18 protein-coding genes are annotated in these 15,644 nt (G+C 64.7%); 10 read left to right on the top strand and 8 right to left on the bottom strand.

Annotated elements, in window-relative coordinates:
• The first annotated feature begins 49 nt into the window (after positions 1-49).
• The 3 genes from PPGU16_RS26055 (at position 50) to PPGU16_RS26045 (ending at position 2,779) form a co-directional block, all read left to right on the top strand.
• A complete protein-coding gene (locus PPGU16_RS26055) occupies positions 50-505 on the top strand; it encodes a MarR family winged helix-turn-helix transcriptional regulator (protein WP_180723272.1) in 456 nt (151 codons plus the stop codon).
• A gap of 156 nt (positions 506-661) precedes the next feature.
• Positions 662-1,081, top strand: a complete 420-nt coding sequence (locus tag PPGU16_RS26050; RefSeq protein WP_091786203.1) for an organic hydroperoxide resistance protein — start codon at positions 662-664, stop codon at positions 1,079-1,081.
• Between the two features lie 183 nt (positions 1,082-1,264).
• Positions 1,265-2,779 carry a cryptochrome/photolyase family protein gene (locus PPGU16_RS26045; protein WP_180723271.1) on the top strand — a complete coding sequence of 505 codons (1,515 nt, stop codon included), beginning with the start codon at positions 1,265-1,267 and terminating at the stop codon, positions 2,777-2,779.
• Positions 2,780-2,825: 46 nt separating this feature from the next.
• On the opposite strand, the gene PPGU16_RS26040 is transcribed toward PPGU16_RS26045, so the two are convergent.
• Both PPGU16_RS26040 and PPGU16_RS26035 read right to left on the bottom strand, forming a co-directional pair.
• Positions 2,826-3,002 carry a DUF3563 family protein gene (locus PPGU16_RS26040; protein WP_180723270.1) on the bottom strand — a complete coding sequence of 59 codons (177 nt, stop codon included), beginning with the start codon at positions 3,000-3,002 and terminating at the stop codon, positions 2,826-2,828.
• Positions 3,003-3,108: 106 nt separating this feature from the next.
• Complete coding sequence (locus tag PPGU16_RS26035) at positions 3,109-4,302, bottom strand: extracellular catalytic domain type 1 short-chain-length polyhydroxyalkanoate depolymerase (protein ID WP_180723269.1); 1,194 nt, start codon at positions 4,300-4,302, stop codon at positions 3,109-3,111.
• 337 nt (positions 4,303-4,639) lie between these two features.
• Between PPGU16_RS26035 and PPGU16_RS26030 the strand changes: the two genes are divergently transcribed.
• From PPGU16_RS26030 to PPGU16_RS26015, 4 genes are all read left to right on the top strand, one after another.
• Positions 4,640-5,362, top strand: coding sequence for a phosphatase PAP2 family protein (locus PPGU16_RS26030; RefSeq protein WP_180723268.1), 723 nt, complete (start codon positions 4,640-4,642; stop codon positions 5,360-5,362).
• Positions 5,363-5,479: 117 nt separating this feature from the next.
• The gene (modA, locus tag PPGU16_RS26025; RefSeq protein ID WP_180723267.1) at positions 5,480-6,259 is read left to right on the top strand and encodes a molybdate ABC transporter substrate-binding protein; all 780 of its coding nucleotides are present in this window, start codon (positions 5,480-5,482) and stop codon (positions 6,257-6,259) included.
• Between the two features lie 36 nt (positions 6,260-6,295).
• The gene (gene modB / locus PPGU16_RS26020; protein ID WP_180723266.1) at positions 6,296-6,970 is read left to right on the top strand and encodes a molybdate ABC transporter permease subunit; all 675 of its coding nucleotides are present in this window, start codon (positions 6,296-6,298) and stop codon (positions 6,968-6,970) included.
• A gap of 1 nt (position 6,971) precedes the next feature.
• Positions 6,972-7,673 carry an ATP-binding cassette domain-containing protein gene (locus tag PPGU16_RS26015; protein ID WP_180723265.1) on the top strand — a complete coding sequence of 234 codons (702 nt, stop codon included), beginning with the start codon at positions 6,972-6,974 and terminating at the stop codon, positions 7,671-7,673.
• Positions 7,674-7,683: 10 nt separating this feature from the next.
• Here PPGU16_RS26015 and PPGU16_RS26010 read toward each other — a convergent pair whose 3' ends face one another.
• Positions 7,684-8,514 carry a TOBE domain-containing protein gene (locus PPGU16_RS26010; RefSeq protein ID WP_180723264.1) on the bottom strand — a complete coding sequence of 277 codons (831 nt, stop codon included), beginning with the start codon at positions 8,512-8,514 and terminating at the stop codon, positions 7,684-7,686.
• Positions 8,515-8,609: 95 nt separating this feature from the next.
• Entirely contained in the window at positions 8,610-8,993 is a 384-nt protein-coding gene (locus tag PPGU16_RS26005) for a tautomerase family protein (RefSeq protein WP_180723263.1), read from the bottom strand.
• A 98-nt stretch (positions 8,994-9,091) separates the two neighbouring features.
• On the opposite strand from PPGU16_RS26005, the gene PPGU16_RS26000 reads away from it, so the two are divergent.
• Positions 9,092-9,943, top strand: a complete 852-nt coding sequence (locus PPGU16_RS26000; protein ID WP_180723262.1) for a LysR family transcriptional regulator — start codon at positions 9,092-9,094, stop codon at positions 9,941-9,943.
• Positions 9,944-9,956: 13 nt separating this feature from the next.
• On the opposite strand, the gene PPGU16_RS25995 is transcribed toward PPGU16_RS26000, so the two are convergent.
• Entirely contained in the window at positions 9,957-10,361 is a 405-nt protein-coding gene (locus PPGU16_RS25995) for a hypothetical protein (RefSeq protein ID WP_180723261.1), read from the bottom strand.
• Positions 10,362-10,465: 104 nt separating this feature from the next.
• Here PPGU16_RS25995 and PPGU16_RS25990 point away from each other — a divergent pair, with 104 nt between their 5' ends.
• Both PPGU16_RS25990 and PPGU16_RS25985 read left to right on the top strand, forming a co-directional pair.
• The gene (locus PPGU16_RS25990) at positions 10,466-10,903 is read left to right on the top strand and encodes an MbcA/ParS/Xre antitoxin family protein (protein ID WP_180723260.1); all 438 of its coding nucleotides are present in this window, start codon (positions 10,466-10,468) and stop codon (positions 10,901-10,903) included.
• On the top strand, positions 10,900-11,601 hold the full coding sequence (locus PPGU16_RS25985; RefSeq protein WP_180723259.1) for an RES family NAD+ phosphorylase: 702 nt from the start codon (positions 10,900-10,902) through the stop codon (positions 11,599-11,601). Before PPGU16_RS25990 ends, PPGU16_RS25985 begins: the two co-directional genes overlap by 4 nt.
• Before the next feature lie 31 nt (positions 11,602-11,632).
• Here the strand turns inward: PPGU16_RS25985 and PPGU16_RS25980 are convergent, their stop codons facing one another.
• From PPGU16_RS25980 to PPGU16_RS25970, 3 genes are all read right to left on the bottom strand, one after another.
• A complete protein-coding gene (locus PPGU16_RS25980) occupies positions 11,633-12,370 on the bottom strand; it encodes a metallophosphoesterase (protein WP_180723258.1) in 738 nt (245 codons plus the stop codon).
• A 161-nt stretch (positions 12,371-12,531) separates the two neighbouring features.
• The gene (locus PPGU16_RS25975) at positions 12,532-13,968 is read right to left on the bottom strand and encodes a cytochrome c (RefSeq protein ID WP_180723257.1); all 1,437 of its coding nucleotides are present in this window, start codon (positions 13,966-13,968) and stop codon (positions 12,532-12,534) included.
• A 14-nt stretch (positions 13,969-13,982) separates the two neighbouring features.
• The gene (locus PPGU16_RS25970) at positions 13,983-15,584 is read right to left on the bottom strand and encodes a GMC family oxidoreductase (protein ID WP_180723256.1); all 1,602 of its coding nucleotides are present in this window, start codon (positions 15,582-15,584) and stop codon (positions 13,983-13,985) included.
• Positions 15,585-15,644 lie beyond the last annotated feature (60 nt).

Genomic DNA, 15,644 nt, shown 5'->3' with positions numbered 1-15,644 from the left:
CAATAGTTTGCACGCAATCCATTCGCACGCTTCGCTTCAGGGGACGTCCATGACCCAGCGCACCGCCTTTCCCGTTACGCTCGACGAGCAACTCTGCTTCGCGCTCTATTCGACGTCCCTCGCGATGACCAAGGCCTACAAGCCGATTCTCGACCGGCTTGGCCTCACGTATCCGCAGTATCTGACGATGCTCATCCTCTGGGAAAGCGACGACGTCACCGTCAAGGACATCGCCGCGCGCCTGAACCTCGATTCGGCAACGGTCACGCCGCTGCTCAAGCGGCTCGAATCGCAAGGCTATGTCGAGCGCGTGCGCGGCACGGAAGATGAACGGCTCGTCTTTATCCGGCTGACGAAATCGGGCGTCGCGCTCAAGCGCACCGCGCGCGACGTGCCGGAAGAAATCTTTTGCGCAACCCAGCAGACGCCCGAATTCCTGATGCGGCTGCGCAGCGATCTGCAGCAGTTGCGCGGCACCCTGAACGACTACCTCGAACGCTACTGACGGCGCGTGTATGCACACCTATCGCATCGATAGGCAATTTAGTTTGCACACTAATAATTTGTACGATACATTTCTGTCCATGCCAGTTCGATAGCGATGATGCAAAGCACTGGCAAGCACTGACCCAATCACTGGAACCGATCAAGGAGCGTCAAGATGAACGTACTGTACAAGGCAACGGCAACGAGCAATGGCGGTCGCGATGGTCGCGCAGTTTCGTCGGACAACGCGCTCGACGTGAAGCTGGCGGCGCCGCGCGAACTCGGCGGCAACGGCGCGCAAGGCACGAACCCGGAACAACTGTTCGCGGCCGGCTACTCGGCGTGTTTCCTGAGCGCGATGAAGTTCGTCGCCGGACAGCGCAAGCAGGCCGTGCCCGCTGAAACCACCGTCACAGCCGATGTCGGCGTCGGTCCGAACGACAAGGGCGGCTTCGCGCTCGATATCGAACTGCGCGTCTCGCTGCCGGGCCTCGACGCAGCGGCAGCGCAAGATCTGGTGAACGCCGCCCATCAGGTTTGCCCGTACTCGAACGCGACGCGCGGCAATGTCGATGTGCGCGTGAACGTGGTCTGAGTCGGTCTGAACTGATCGTCCCTTCGAGAGCAGCGCCCGCCTTTCTTGCGAGGTGCGCTGCTTCATTTTTGCGTCGATTCCCGAGGCCGCGGGCATTGGGTTTGCGACTGGCGGACACTATCATCGCTGTGGCTTTTTCGGCCCGACGTCCGCATCCGCCGACGCGCAACCACTCAATCGACCATGACCCGCGCCTACCAACTCGACGCACACTTTCAGAACGGACTCGTATGGTTTCGCCGCGATTTGCGCACGGGCGACAACGCAGCGCTGTATTACGCCCTCAAGCATTGCGAACGTGTCTGGTGCGTGTTCGTGTTCGATACGACCATTCTTCAGCCGTTGATCGATTGGGCGCATGAGCGCGATGGGCATAAGGGCAAGGTGCAGGATCGGCGGGTCGAATTCATTCTGGCTTCGCTGGAAGAACTCGACCGATCGCTGAAAGAAGGCGGCGGCGGGTTGATCGTCCTGCATGGCGATCCGCATGAAGCGATTCCCAGGCTTGCCGCGCAACTCGAAGCCGAAGCCGTTTTCACCAATCGCGACTACGAGCCCGTTGCAATCGAGCGCGATGAGGCAGTCGCCGAACGGCTAAACGATGAAGGACGTCAGTTGCTGACGTTCAAGGACCAGGTGATTTTCGAGCGCGACGAACTACTCAACGGACAAGGCAAGCCCTTCGCCGTGTTCACGCCTTACAAGAACGCGTGGCTGAAGAAACTGACGCCGTTCGACCTGAAGCCGTATCCCGTCGAACGGTACGCAAAGAGTCTCGCGCGGCCGCCGCGCAAGCTCGATCACGCATGGCCGACGCTCGGCCAAATGGGCTTCGCGCCCGGGAAACTGGCGGAAACAGAACTGCCGACAGGCATGAGCGGCGCACAAACACTGCTCGAAGATTTTCGGGCCCGCATCGACAGCTACGCCGACCGGCGCGACTTTCCCGCCGCACGCGGGACGAGCCATCTGTCGGTGCATTTGCGCTTCGGCACGGTGTCGATCCGCACGCTTGCGCGGCTCGCGCACGAGATGTCGCTGCAACCGGACGGCCAGGGCGCCGCCACGTGGCTATCGGAACTGGTCTGGCGGGACTTCTATTTCATGATCCTCGCGCATCATCCGCAGATCGCGAAGCACGCGTCTTTCAAGCCGGAGTTCGACACACTGCGCTGGGAAACGGGCAAACGCGCCGACACGCTATTCGCCGCCTGGTGCGAAGGACGCACCGGCTATCCGCTCGTCGACGCCGCGATGCTTCAACTGAACCAGACTGGCTTCATGCACAACCGTCTGCGGATGGTGACAGCGAGTTTTCTGGCGAAGGATCTGGGTATCGACTGGCGGCGCGGCGAGCGCTACTTCGAGGAAAAGCTCAACGACTTCGACTTCTCCGCAAATAACGGCGGCTGGCAATGGGCGGCGTCGACGGGATGCGACGCGCAGCCGTGGTTCCGGATTTTCAACCCGGTGACGCAGTCGGAGAAGTTCGATCCGCAAGGGCTTTTTATCAAGCGCTTCTTGCCGGAACTCGAGAAGGTGCCCGCGAAGTGGGTTCACGCGCCGTGGCAGGCGAATCCCGACGATCTGAAGGATTGGGGCGTGGTGCTGGGGAAAGACTATCCGCAGCCTGTCGTCGATCATGCAAAAGCGCGCCAGGAAACACTGGCGCGCTATGGCGTGCTGCGCTCGCGTTGAGCGCGTTTCATGGCCGGCTCGCGCGCCGGACCGTACTTGCTGCAGCTTAGTGCTGGCTCATCCACGACGGCTGACGCAGTCGCGCTTCGCGGTCGATCTTGCGCATGCGGAACTCGAGGTCGTACAGATCCGTGGCTTCGGCCAGGTACGCGTCGTTTTGCTCTTTGACACGCAGGTCGTAGGACTTCGTCAGAAACAGGAAAAGGCGGCTGATCAGATACATGGTGGACCTCGAATTTGGCGTTAGGCGGCTGACACCTAGGGATAACCCCTATTATAGGGAAAACCCTAGGACAGCGCCAGCACCAAATTCAAAGTGTGGCAATTTGTCAACTCGCGCGCTGCCGCGCGCCGTCAGCGGTACCTCTGGCGGCCCGTGCCGACTCGGTGCGACGTTGATGCCGAAAAAAGTCCCACAACAGACTGGACGCATCCGGACCCTTCGACGAGTGAAACGGCACCGCATCGTCGCCGCCGCTCCACGCGTGGCCGAGGCCCTGCACGCGGCAGAGGCGCACGACGCGCCGCCCGCCGCGCGTGTAATCGCGTGTCGTGACGGTCGCCTTGCGGTCTTCCTTGACGTCGCCGACCTTGCGCACGCCTCGTGCATCGACGATGCCGTTCAGCCGCAGAAACTGCTCCGTTAGTTGCTCGGCGTTGACAGGCGCGACGACGCGGTCGGCTTCGCCCTGCAGGATGATCGCGGGCATGCCCGGGTAAGTCGTCACATCAGCGACGGCATCGACCAGCGCAACGGGGTCCTGCCGCGTGCCACGCCGCATCACGTCCATCGCGGCGATGCCGGAATGTGCATCGCCGAACGCGGGTCCGGAATGCAGCGCGACGGCAGCGAAATGCTCGGGAAAATGCAGCGCCAGCAGCGACGTCAACCCGGCGCCCGCCGATATCCCGGCGACATACACCCGCTCGCGGTCGAGCCCATGCGCTTCCACTAGCGCCTCGACGAGCGACACGACGGCGCGCGCTTCAGCGCGGCCCGCACGGTCGGTATCGTCATACCAATGCCAGCAGCGGTGCGCATGCGCATGCTTCGACTGCTCCGGGTACACGACGGCAAAGCCGTAGCGGTCGGCGAGCAGGTTCATGCGCGTGCCTTCGGCAAATTCGTCGATGGACTGCGTGCAGCCGTGCAGCATCACGACGAGCGGCGCGTGCTTGACCGTTTTGCCGGCGGGCAGATACAGCCCGTACTGCAAATGATTCACGAGGCTACCGGGGGCGGCGGGCGCGGAGTGGAACGATCGCGTCCACGAACCGCTCGCCCAGGCGGCGGCACGCGGCCGCACACGGGATTCACGCGCGCCGCGCTGCGGCGCATCGCGCGTCGTGGTCTGGCGGACTTTCGATGATGGTTTGGGCACCGTGGCGGCAGCAGGCCGGGTGACGGCCCGGGTCGACGACCGCTTTGGCTTGCGCTTCGTCGTCGCGCGGGCGTGTTCCGTCTGGATCGCAAACAGGCGTTTCAGGCCGCCTAGCCAGATTTTCGTCAAGCTTTTTGGCATAGGATTTTCTCGCTAATAGGGACTCATGCATTCTGCCTTCCGGCAAACTTGTGCAATGCACAATAACATCAATCTCCATGCGATGCTGACACCTACCGAGGCCGTTTTCGGAAAAAGCCCGTCGCACCGGGCTTCGGTTAAGTCCATTTCCGAATTGTCCTAACATCTGGCAGTTTTCGCGCTTTTCCTTCCATCTTCCGCATAACGGCTGCCTCTATACTTATAGAATACGCGCGGGCGGGGAACGTCCTTCCCGATCCGGCACCGTCGCCGGCTGTCCTGGAAACCTCTGGCCGTAGGCAAATTCGCGCCCCGTACCTGTCGTTAAGGATTGCCCATGCTTCACCTTTCTCAACAATTCTGGCTTCTTGTTACAAATTTCGGCGGCGCCGGACTGACGTTGCCGCTCGCTTTCGCCATCGCGCTGTGGCTCGCCGTCGGCTATTCATGGCGGCTCGCCGCCGTCTGGCTGGCTCTGCTCGGTGTCGCCATTGGTCTGGTCACGGCGACGAAGATCGCGTTTCTCGGCTGGGGGGTCGGCGTGCGCGTGTGGGACTTCACCGGCCTGAGCGGACACGCCATGTTCGCCACAGCCGTGTTCCCCGTTGCCGCCTTGCTCGTTCTGCTGCCGGCGCCGCCCGCCGTGCGTGTCGTAGGCGTGGCGCTCGCGCTGTTCGGGGGTGCGCTCGTCGGCTTTTCGCGCGTCGTCATCGAGGCGCATTCGCCGTCGGAAGCGATAACAGGCTGCATCGTCGGCGGGCTGACGGCGCTCGTGTTCGTGCGGATTGCGTGGAATGCGACGCCGCCTGGACGCCTGCCCGTCGCGCCCGTGGTGTTGAGTCTGACGATCATCACGCTGGGTCTGCACGCGGTGCATCTGCCGACCCAGCGCTGGGTCACGCATATCGCGCTGAAAATTTCCGGCCACGACCGGCCGTTCGTCCGCGCCCGCTGGAAGGCGCTGCGCGACACCTACACGCCCGGTTCGCCGGCCGCGCCCCTCGCGCCGTTGCAAAAAACACGCAACGTCGCTGTGCCCTTGCCCGATTCCGACGCATAAATCACACAAAACCGGCTAGCTTGCGCGCCACATGTTCAATATGCCGACCGCTGTAACCCTACATATATTACGATGGCGTTTTCAACCTGCTTCCGGTCGACCCGGCGCCACCTTCCCATGTCCCTCCCGTCGATGATCCGCTTCCTGAAACCTGCCCTGCTCGTCGCGAGCGCGTTTTCGTTTGCCTTCGCCGCGCAGGCCCGCGCCGACGAACTCGTCGTGTCGGCGGCCGCGAGCCTGACCAACGCGTTCAAGGCTGTCGGCGACGCGTACGAGAAGGAGCATCCCGGCACCAAGCTGCTGTTCAACTTCGGCGCGTCCGACGTGCTGATGCAGCAGATCGTGAAGGGCGCGCCCGCCGACGTGTTCGCGTCCGCCGACCAGAAAGCGATGGACAAGGCCGCCGAGCAAAAAGTGATCGTCCCGTCGACGCGCAAGGACTTCGCTGCTAACTCGCTCGTGCTGATCGTGCCGACGGACAGCAAGCTCGCGCCGTCGAACCTGAACGAACTGACGTCGGCGAGTGTGAAGCGCATTTCGTACGGCGATCCGGCCTCCGTGCCTGTCGGCCGCTACACGGAAGGCGCGCTGAAGGCGGCGGGCGTATGGGACGCGGTCAGCGCGAAGGGCGTGCTGGCGTCGAACGTGCGGCAGAGCCTCGATTACGTGTCGCGCGGCGAAGTCGACGCCGGTTTCGTGTTCGGCACGGATGCCGCCGTGATGCCCGACAAGGTCAAGGTCGCGCTGACCGTGCCGACCACCACACCGATCAGCTATCCGATCGCGCAGGTCGAAGGCAGCAAGCACGCCGCCGACGCGCAGTCGTTCATCACCTTCGTGCTGTCGCCGGCGGGTCAGGCCGTGCTCGCGAAGTACGGCTTCAAGCCGGCGCACTAAGCTGCGCCACCACAGACGAAGCTCGAAGCCTAAATCATGGAACAGGCCTGGATTCCGCTGATGCTGTCGCTGAAGGTCGCGGGCTGGGCGACGGCGCTGAACATCGTGTTCGGCGTCGCGGCCGGCTTCGGCCTGGCGCGCTGGCACTCCGGCGCGCGTGACCTGATCGACTCGCTGCTGACGCTGCCGCTCGTCATGCCGCCGACGGTGCTCGGCTATTACCTGCTGGTGCTGCTCGGCCGGCGCGGCGTGTTCGGCGCATGGCTCGACCGCTTCGACATCCAGCTGGTGTTCACGTGGCAAGGCGCGGTGATCGCGTCGATGGTGGTCGCGTTTCCGCTCGTGCTGAAGTCGGCGCGTGCTGCGTTCGAATCCGTCGATCCACAACTGGAGCGCGCCGCGCGCACGCTCGGCATCAGCGAAACGGCGATTTTCTTTCGGGTGACGCTGCCGCTCGCATCGCGCGGCATTCTCGCGGGCGCCCTGCTCGCGTTCGCACGCGCGCTCGGCGAGTTCGGCGCCACGCTGATGATCGCGGGCAATCTGCCGGGCCGCACGCAGACGCTGTCGGTTGCCGTCTACGCCGCCGTGCAGGCGGGCGACGACAGCACGGCCAACTTCCTCGTGCTCGTGACCTCGGTCACCTGCGTCGTGATTCTCGTGCTCGCGGGCCGGCTCGTGCCGCAACACTCGCTGATGACGTCCCGCTGACATGCCGCTCACCGTCGATATCCGCAAAACGCTGCGCACCGCCGAACGCCAGTTCACGCTCGACGTGTCGTTCACCGCGAGCGCGCAGCGCATGGTGCTGTTCGGGCCGTCGGGCGCGGGCAAGAGCCTGACCTTGCAGGCAATCGCCGGCTTGCTGCGTCCCGACGAAGGCCAGATCGTGCTGCACGGCGACCCGCTCTTCGACAGTACACGAGGCATCGACCAGAAGCCGCAGGCGCGGCGTCTCGCGTATCTCTTTCAGGATTACGCGCTATTCCCGCATCTGAACGTGCGGCAGAACATCGGTTTCGGGATGCACACAGGCTGGCTGAATCCGGGACGGCGTTTTTCGCATCCGCAGATCGACTACTGGCTCGACGCGCTGGATCTGAAAACGGTGGCCGGTCATCATCCGGCGCAGCTTTCGGGCGGGCAAAAGCAGCGCGTGGCGCTGGCGCGCGCGCTCGTCGCGCAGCCGCGCCTGCTGTTGCTCGACGAGCCGTTTTCCGCGCTCGATCACGCATTGCGCGCGCGCATGCGGCGCGAACTGTCCGATCTGCAGACGCGGCTCGACATCCCCATGCTGTTGATCACGCACGATCCCGACGATGTCGCCGCATTCGGCGATCAGGTCGTGCAGGTGTACGACGGCAGCGTGCGCGAAAACGCGCCGTTCGCTGGCTATCCCCGCACTGTGTCCTAGAAGACGGCACCTACGCCGTTACGCCCAGAATCACGCTCGACGCCTTGAACGCGGCCACGAGCGCCTGCCCTTCGGCGATTCCCACTTCTGCGACGCTCTCGTTGGTGACGACGGCCGTGACGACCGCGCCGCCTTCCAGCGTCAGCGACACCTCGGCGTTCACGGCGCCGCGCTGCACCGCCGACACCGTGCCGCGCAGGCGGTTCCGGGTCGACAGACGCTCCGCCATGCCGTCGTCGGCAACCAGCAGCACCGACGACGCCTTGACGAGCGCCACCGCCTCGCCGCCGACGGCCAGCCCCAGCGTCTCCGTGCTTTCGTGCGTGACGACGGCGACCACCGAGTGCCCGCCCGGCAACGCCAGCGAGACCTCGTCATTGACCGTGCCGCGCTGGATCGCGCTGACCTTGCCGTACCACTGGTTGCGCGCGCTCGTCTTCATGCCGATGCGGCCGATCAGTTGCCAGTCGTCGGAGAAGCCGGCGATCGCCGCGCCCGCGCGTTCGAGAAACAGCCGGTGCTCGCGTTCGACGGCGCGAAACGTGTCGATCAGCGTCAGCGCACGCGGCGTGAGCGTCGTGCCGCCGCCGCCCTTGCCGCCCGTCGAGCGGATCACGAGCGTTTCGCCCGCGAGGTTGTTCATCGCGTCGACGGCATCCCACGCGGCCTTGTAGCTCATGCCGATGGCTTTGGCCGCGCCCGTGATCGAGCCGGTTTCGCCGATCGCCGCCAGCAGCGCAATGCGCTGCGTGCCGCCGAGCGCCTGCTCGCCGGAGCGGAACCAGACGGAACCGCCAAATTGCAAATCGTCGTGGGAAGCGTCGTTGTTATCGGATGTCATGGCTCGCGTGCGCGTCGGCTGAAGAACGGGTGAAGGTGCAAACCATTATAGCGACGCACCTTCCGCCGACCGCACGCGAGCCGGGACGCGAACGCTCAGAGCGCGTACTGCGCGATCCCGTTGCCGAACGACCAGTTCTCCTTCAGCACTTCGACGAGATTGATGAATACGTCCTCGCGCCGCACGCCCGGATGCTCGGCGAGGTTGTCGACGATGCGCTTGTAGAGCGCCTTTTTCTGCTCCTGCGTCCGGCTGTTGGTCACGGTGAGCTGGATCAGCACGAAATCGTCGCTGCGCGCGATGCCGAGATAGTTGCGGTCATAGACGAAGTTGCTCTCGTCGTGCTCGGTGATGACCATGAAGATGTCGTCCTCGGGTACGTTGAACCCGGCGACCAACGCGCGCTGGATACTTTGCGTGAGCGCCTGGCGGTAGGCAGCGGGCTTGCCGGCGCGAACTGCGATGCGGGTGAGAGGCATGTCGAACTCCAATGAATGAACAGGAAGTGCATTCAGATTAGTTCCGGCCTACCATGATGAACAGATATGGCTGGATATTTCATCTATTTCCATTTGAAATGAAAGTACTCGATCTCGATGCTGTGCGCGCCTTCGTGCTGGTCGCGGATTTGCGCAGCTTCACCCGCGCCGCCGATGCCCTCGACACCACGCAATCCGCCGTCAGCCTCAAGCTGAAGCGGCTGGAAGCGCATCTGGGCAAGCCTTTGCTGGAGCGCACGCCGCGCGTGGTGCGGCTGTCGGAGCATGGTCAGACGTTTCTCGACGGCGCGCGCGATCTGCTGAGCGCGCATGACCGCGCGCTCGGCGCGTTATCCGCCGACAGACGGCGGCTCGTGCTGGGCTTGAGCGAGCATGTGGCAGGCACCGACCTCGCGGCACTGCTCGCGCGTGTCAACGCGCATGATCCGGGGCTGGTGCTGGAACTGCACATGGGGTTGTCGGCGACGCTGTTGCAGCAGTTCGACGAGCGGCGGCTCGATGCCGTGGTGGTGCGCTCCGAACCCGACGACGCGCCGCGCGAAGACGGCCAGTTGCTTTTCACCGAGCCGCTGTCGTGGCTCGCGACGCCCGAATGGCAGGCGCGCGCGGGCGAGCCGCTGCCGCTGGCGCTGCTCGCCGCGCCTTGCAACGTGCGCTCGGTTGCGCTGCGCACGCTGGACAGCATGGGTATCGCATGGCGCGAAGCGTTTGTCGGTGGCGGCGTGCAGGCCGTCGGCGCAGCGGCGGCGGCTGGGCTTGCCGTGTCGCCGCTGGCGAGGCGGGTCGCACCGCGCGGACTGGTCGATTCAGGCACGCGGCTCGGATTGCCGGCTTTGCCGGAATCGCGCGTGACCTTGCATTCGCGTGTGCGCGACGCGCGTTCAGTCGAGTCGTTGCGGCTCGTGGCGAACGGGTTGATCGCGCAGTGAGGCGCTGCGCAAGTTAGTGGAGGATCGGCGGAAGTTCGCGCGGGGGCTGGGCGCTGGTTTGCGGCGCGCTGTTCTGCGCGACCTGGTGAGGCTTGGCCGCTGCGACGACCGGTTTTGCCGCCGCAGGCTTTTGCGACGAAACGCGCGGCGCAGGTGCGTGGACCGTTTTCACGGCGACTCCCGTTGCCTTTTTCATTTTTCCAGACGGGACGGCAGCCTTTGCAACCACCTTCCCGTGCGGCGCGGACTTGCCCTGATGCACGGCCTTCGCTGCACCCGCACCAGCGGCAACGCGCTTCGAATGCCTCGCGTGCTGCGCGGCCTCAGGCGGATTCCACACTTCCTTGTACTCGGCGCGCGCCGCCATCGACACGCACAGCAAACCAACCGACACCCACACCTTCGAACGCAGCGACACCGCAGTCTCCGTGCATAAAACTGGAGGGCGGATTATACAGCCGCGCTTGCATTAATCCATATATAGACTAAGATGTTAAAAAAGTTCAACTCAGGACTCCGATCATGTCTTCCGCTGCCCATTACTCGAGCGCCGAACGACCGTTGCGACGACCGCCCGCCGAACCTTCCATGGCGGACATGTCCGCCGCCGGTCTGCGCGCGTTCTTCAACATCGCGCGCGACTGGGAATTGAGCGCCGAAGAGCAGATCATCCTGCTCGGTTCGCCCGGCCGCTCCACCTTCTTCAAATGGAAGAACGCGCCGCAAACGGCGCGCCTCGGCCGCGACACGCTGGAGCGGCTGTCCCTTCTGCTCGGCATCTACAAGGCGCTGCAAATCCTGCTGCCGCAGCCTGCCGCCGCCGACACGTGGGTCAAGCGCCCCAACAGCGCGCCGCCGTTCGGCGGCCGCCGCGCGCTGGACCGCATGCTGGCGGGCAACATCAGCGACCTCGTGGCCGTGCGCCAGTATCTCGACGCGATGCGAGGCGGCTGGGCGTGACTGAACTGCAATGGCAAGACCAATGGCGCGTGGCCTCGCTCGCCTGGACACCTGCGTTCCGCGTGATCCCCACGCGCTTTCCCGCCGTCAACCTGTTCGACCGCGTCGCGTCGCCCGAAGACTTCGACGCGCTCTACGCGCTCGAAGCCATGACCAACGACCGTGTCCGCACGGAAGTCGGCGATCTCGATCTCGTGCCGCGCGAAGAACGGCGCTTCGGTCCAGGCTACGGGCCGATCATGGCCGCGCTCACGCATCTGAATCCGCAAGGCAGCCGCTTCTCGGACGGCACCTACGGCGTGTTCTACTGCGCGCGCTCGCGCGAAACCGCGATCGCTGAAACGCGCTATCACTCGGGTCTGTTCCTCGCCGCCACGCAGGAGCCGCCGATGCGCCAGCAGATGCGCCTCTACACGGTGATGGCGCAAGGCGACGTGGTGGACCTGCGCGATGCCGGATCGGTCGATGCATCGGTGCTGTCGCCGAACGACTACGCGCCCGGCCAGGCGCTCGGCCGCGCGGCGCGCGAGGCGGGCGCGCCCGGGATCGTGTATCCGTCGGTGCGGGATGCGAGGGGCGAATGCCTCGCCGCGTTCAAGACGACGCTGCTGCGCGACTGCCATCACGCGGCCTATCTGGAATACAACTGGAACGGCAGCGCCGTCGATATCGTCTTCGAACTGAACCAGGTGGGTTAGAGGCAGCAGCGCAGGAAGCGTTGTAGCGCGCTCAAGGCAACGCCAGCGCCGAAGCGCCGACCGAGCGCGCCAGTTCGACCGTCACCGACCAGCGCTTCGTCGTGCGCGCCTCGACGAGCGTCAGCTTGCCGCCGGGACCGAATGCGCCTGTGTCGATGAACATCTGCGCGCCGATCTGCTGCACTTCGCGCACGGGCGTATGGCCGCAGTACGTGAGCGATAGCCCAAGCTGACGCATCGGGTCGCCCGAGCCCATCGCGAGGCTGCGGCCCCACAGCAGTTGCTGACGGACTTCGTCGGACAGGTTGTCGGCGTCGAGTTCGCTGTCCGAGCCGAGAAACTCCGCATGCAGCACGTTGAAGCGCTCACTGCCCGAGCCGATCACGCGAACGAGCGGCAGCGTGCGCAGACGCCGCGCATAGGCGCGCAGCGTTTCGACGGGCACCTGCACGCTCCACAGCCCGCCGATTCCATACCACCACTGCTTCTTCAGCTTGCCTTCAGCCACGGCGCAGAGCGCGTCCTCGTGATTGCCGAGCACGGCATAAAACCAGGGCTTGTCGAGCAGCGCCAGCGCCTCTTCCGACTGCGTGCCGCGGTCGACCAGATCGCCGACCGAGAACAGCCGGTCACGCGACGGATCGAAATCGACCTCGCGCAAAAGGAAGCGCAGCGCGTCGACGCAGCCATGCAGATCGCCGACGACGAAATCCCGTCCAGTCCGGTTGACGGGATGATGTTGGACGACGGTGACAAGAGTGGAATCCATGAACACCATGATAGTGCGAGCACGCAAGCCGTGTATGCGCGGCATCTCGCGTTCGGACGCCTTTCGTGAGCCGGATTCGTGCGCCACGCATAGGCGCTTGCAGGCTTCTCCGCATTTGCACCGCCAAGACGTCGGCTCCCGTCGCCACGATCACGGCCCGATCACTGCGGCACGGCGCGCAACTTGCCGACCTCCTCCGCGCTCGACGTCGAACGGGGATTGCCGAACTGCTTCGTCACGTAGTTCGTGACGGCGGCGATCTGCGCGTCGCTCAGTTCCCGATCGAACGCGGGCATCAGCACGTCAGCGTCTTTCGTCGTGCGATGCACGCCGTGCAGGATCACCATCGCCAGATTGTTCGCGTCGCTCGCACCCGCGACGCTGTTATGGATCAGCGACGGATACGCGCCCGGTGCGCTCGCGCCGACGCCCTCGCCCGTCCAGTGGTGGCAGCTCGCGCAGTTCGCGAGGAACAGTTGCGCGCCGTTCACGCCGTCGATCCGCATGCCGCGCAACGCGACGGCGTCGCTCGCGGCCGAGCCCCATTCGGCGCGCGCCCGCGACTCGCCCCGGTCGACGGGCTTGAGCGCGCGCAGATAGATGGCGATCGAGCGCAGGTCTTCGCGGTTCAGATACTGCGTGCTGTTGGAGACCACGTCGGCCATTGGTCCCGCTGCGCTCGCGCGGCCCTGCGCAATGCCTGTCGACAGATAGCTGGCGACCTCCTGATCCGACCAGCCGCCGATCCCGCTCGTCTTGTGCGGCGTGATGTTGTACGCGTGCCAGCCGGCCTGGATCGCGCCCGACAGACGTTCGCCCGTTTTCAGGCCCTGCGTGAAGTTGCGCGGCGTGTGGCATTCCTCGCAATGCGCCAGCCCTTCGACCAGATACGCGCCGCGATTCCATTCGGCGCTCTGCTTCGGATCGGGCACGAAGCGCCCTTCGTCGAAGTTGAGCAGGTTCCAGAAGATCATCAGCCAGCGCTGGTTGAACGGGAAGCGCAGATCGTTCGATGGCGGCGTGTAGCGCACGGGCACCACCGTGTTCAGGTACGCCCGGATGGCCTGCACGTCCTGATCGGTGACGCGGGTGTACTCCACATACGGGAACGCCGGATAAAGCCGCTGGCCGTCCTTGCCGATGCCTTCGTGCATCGCGCGCATGAAGTCGGCGTCCGTCCAACGGCCGATGCCCGTGTCCGGATCGGGGGTGATGTTCGGCGTATAGATCGTGCCGAACGGCGTGCTGATCGCGCGGCCGCCCGCGAACGGACGGCCAGTGTCCGACGTATGGCACGCGATGCAATCGCCCGCGCGCGTCAGATACTCGCCGCGCCCGACGAGATCGGGGCCTGGGCCGGATACGCCGCCCGCAGGCGCGCTGGCCTGCGCGACGGCTTCGCCGAGCGGCGATTCGTCGGCGTGGCGCGGCTGCGCGTCGTACGCTTCCAGCCACGCGAGATACAGCGCGAACAACGAGAACAACGCCGCGAACGCCGCCATCTTCCATACGCGACGGCGCGCTCTGAGCGCCGCGCGCCGGCTCGCGGAGAAAACCGTCGCATCGAGGTCGCCGCCGTATCCGTCTGATCGTTTCATCGGCAAACAGGTCCTCAGATTTCGCGCTTGAGCTTGTCGGCGAGCTTCAGCGACAGCGCCGCGATCGTCAGCGTGCAGTTCACCGACGCAGCGCCCGGCATCACGCCGCTGCTCGCGATGAACAGGTTCGGGTGATCGTGCGTGCGGCAGTCGGCATCCACCACGGAACTGGCGGCATCGCTGCCCATGATCGTCGTGCCCATGATGTGATTGTTCGGCGCGAAGGTATCGTCGAACGAAACCTCGGTGCCGCCGAACAGCCCGGCAATCTGTGCATAGAGTTCGTGCGTGTGCACGGCGCTTTTCTTCACGTAATCGTTGATCGAGTAATAGATCTCCGGCTGCGCAATGCCGAGCGAATCCTTGTGATCGGCGGACGGCACGATGCGGTTCTGCGGCTCGGGCAGATGCTCGTGAAAGCTGTTGATGGTCACGATCCGCGCCGCGCGGTCGCGAATCTGCCGGTCCAGCTCCGCGCCCGTCATGCCGCCTTTGAGCAGCGCCGATGTGATCGCCATGGTCGGCACGCCGTTCGATACATGCAGCTTCTTCGCTGCGTACTCCGAGCGGAACGCGCCGTCGCGGAAGTTCACCACCGACGTCATCTCCATCGGCCCGCGCCCCGGCCACAACGATTCGTTGGCGAGAAACGTGACGCCCGTGCCGGGATGGTCCATCAGATTACGTCCGACCTGATCGGAGCTATTGCCGATGCCATGCGGGAACGCGTCCGAGGTCGACATCAGCATCAGCTTCGGCGTCTCGATACCGTTCGCCGCGAGCACGAACAGCTTGCCCGTGACGCGCGTGCTGTTGCCGTTCGGGTCCTTGTAGTGAACGGCCGTGATGAGCCCTTTGTTGTCCGCCTCGACACGGTAGACGACGGCCTGCGCAATCAGCTTCGCGCCCGCGCGTTCGGCCTTGTCGGCGTGCACGATGCCGTTGTACATCGCGCCGATCGGGCAGATCGGCATGCAGTTGTTGTTGCCGCAGCACGTGGGGCGCGCGTCGTACGGACGGCTGTTGCGCGCGACGGGCTCGGGCACGACCTTGAAGCCGTTCGCGTTGAGCACGACGGAAAAGCGCTGGTCCATGTACGACAGCGGCAGCGCTGTCATCGGATAAGGCTTCGAGCGCGGCGAGCCGAGATCGACGGATGCATCGGGGCCGGACACGCCCAGTTGCACTTCGGCCGCGTAGTACCACGGTTCGAGCGTTTCATACGGATACGGCCAGTCGCGGCCCACGCCGTACAGCTTCTTCAGCTGAAAGTCCGACGGCAGCAGACGCCACGTCGCCGCGGCCCAGTGCCAGGTCGTGCCGCCGACCAGCCGCACATACTGCGAGTTGTACGGATAGTCGCCCTTCTGGATCAGATAGTTGTTGGCGGGCGAGTACTGCGGATGCGGCGCGTAAGGCGTCGACGGGTACGGCGTCGCGAAGTCCGATTTTGCAGGCGAATTGCGGAAGTTCTCGACGATCTGCCCGCGCTGCAGGCGCGGCCCGGCTTCGAGCAGGATCACCGACGCGCCCGCGAGCGCCATCTGATGCGCGACGAGACTGCCCGCCACGCCCGAGCCGACTACCACGACGTCGGCGGAATTTGCGTTTGCCATGCTTGCCTCTTCGGTGCCCTCTTATTTGTCTGCTGGCTTAGTCTGCTTGTCTGTTGTTTC

The organism is Paraburkholderia largidicola (assembly GCF_013426895.1).
Taxonomy (GTDB): domain Bacteria; phylum Pseudomonadota; class Gammaproteobacteria; order Burkholderiales; family Burkholderiaceae; genus Paraburkholderia; species Paraburkholderia largidicola.
The sequence above is the reverse complement of the archived record's forward strand: the minus strand, read 5'-3'. Positions and strand labels throughout refer to the sequence as shown.

What these genes read in the sequence shown, in the direction of transcription:
- PPGU16_RS26055 (WP_180723272.1), top strand. Translation starts at nt 50, where the DNA reads ATGACCCAGCGCACCGCCTTTCCCGTTACGCTCGACGAGCAACTCTGC.
- PPGU16_RS26050 (WP_091786203.1), top strand. Translation starts at nt 662, where the DNA reads ATGAACGTACTGTACAAGGCAACGGCAACGAGCAATGGCGGTCGCGAT.
- PPGU16_RS26045 (WP_180723271.1), top strand. Translation starts at nt 1,265, where the DNA reads ATGACCCGCGCCTACCAACTCGACGCACACTTTCAGAACGGACTCGTA.
- PPGU16_RS26040 (WP_180723270.1), bottom strand. Translation starts at nt 3,002, where the DNA reads ATGTATCTGATCAGCCGCCTTTTCCTGTTTCTGACGAAGTCCTACGAC.
- PPGU16_RS26035 (WP_180723269.1), bottom strand. Translation starts at nt 4,302, where the DNA reads ATGCCAAAAAGCTTGACGAAAATCTGGCTAGGCGGCCTGAAACGCCTG.
- PPGU16_RS26030 (WP_180723268.1), top strand. Translation starts at nt 4,640, where the DNA reads ATGCTTCACCTTTCTCAACAATTCTGGCTTCTTGTTACAAATTTCGGC.
- modA (WP_180723267.1), top strand. Translation starts at nt 5,480, where the DNA reads ATGTCCCTCCCGTCGATGATCCGCTTCCTGAAACCTGCCCTGCTCGTC.
- modB (WP_180723266.1), top strand. Translation starts at nt 6,296, where the DNA reads ATGGAACAGGCCTGGATTCCGCTGATGCTGTCGCTGAAGGTCGCGGGC.
- PPGU16_RS26015 (WP_180723265.1), top strand. Translation starts at nt 6,972, where the DNA reads ATGCCGCTCACCGTCGATATCCGCAAAACGCTGCGCACCGCCGAACGC.
- PPGU16_RS26010 (WP_180723264.1), bottom strand. Translation starts at nt 8,514, where the DNA reads ATGACATCCGATAACAACGACGCTTCCCACGACGATTTGCAATTTGGC.
- PPGU16_RS26005 (WP_180723263.1), bottom strand. Translation starts at nt 8,993, where the DNA reads ATGCCTCTCACCCGCATCGCAGTTCGCGCCGGCAAGCCCGCTGCCTAC.
- PPGU16_RS26000 (WP_180723262.1), top strand. Translation starts at nt 9,092, where the DNA reads ATGAAAGTACTCGATCTCGATGCTGTGCGCGCCTTCGTGCTGGTCGCG.
- PPGU16_RS25990 (WP_180723260.1), top strand. Translation starts at nt 10,466, where the DNA reads ATGTCTTCCGCTGCCCATTACTCGAGCGCCGAACGACCGTTGCGACGA.
- PPGU16_RS25980 (WP_180723258.1), bottom strand. Translation starts at nt 12,370, where the DNA reads ATGGATTCCACTCTTGTCACCGTCGTCCAACATCATCCCGTCAACCGG.
- PPGU16_RS25975 (WP_180723257.1), bottom strand. Translation starts at nt 13,968, where the DNA reads ATGAAACGATCAGACGGATACGGCGGCGACCTCGATGCGACGGTTTTC.
- PPGU16_RS25970 (WP_180723256.1), bottom strand. Translation starts at nt 15,584, where the DNA reads ATGGCAAACGCAAATTCCGCCGACGTCGTGGTAGTCGGCTCGGGCGTG.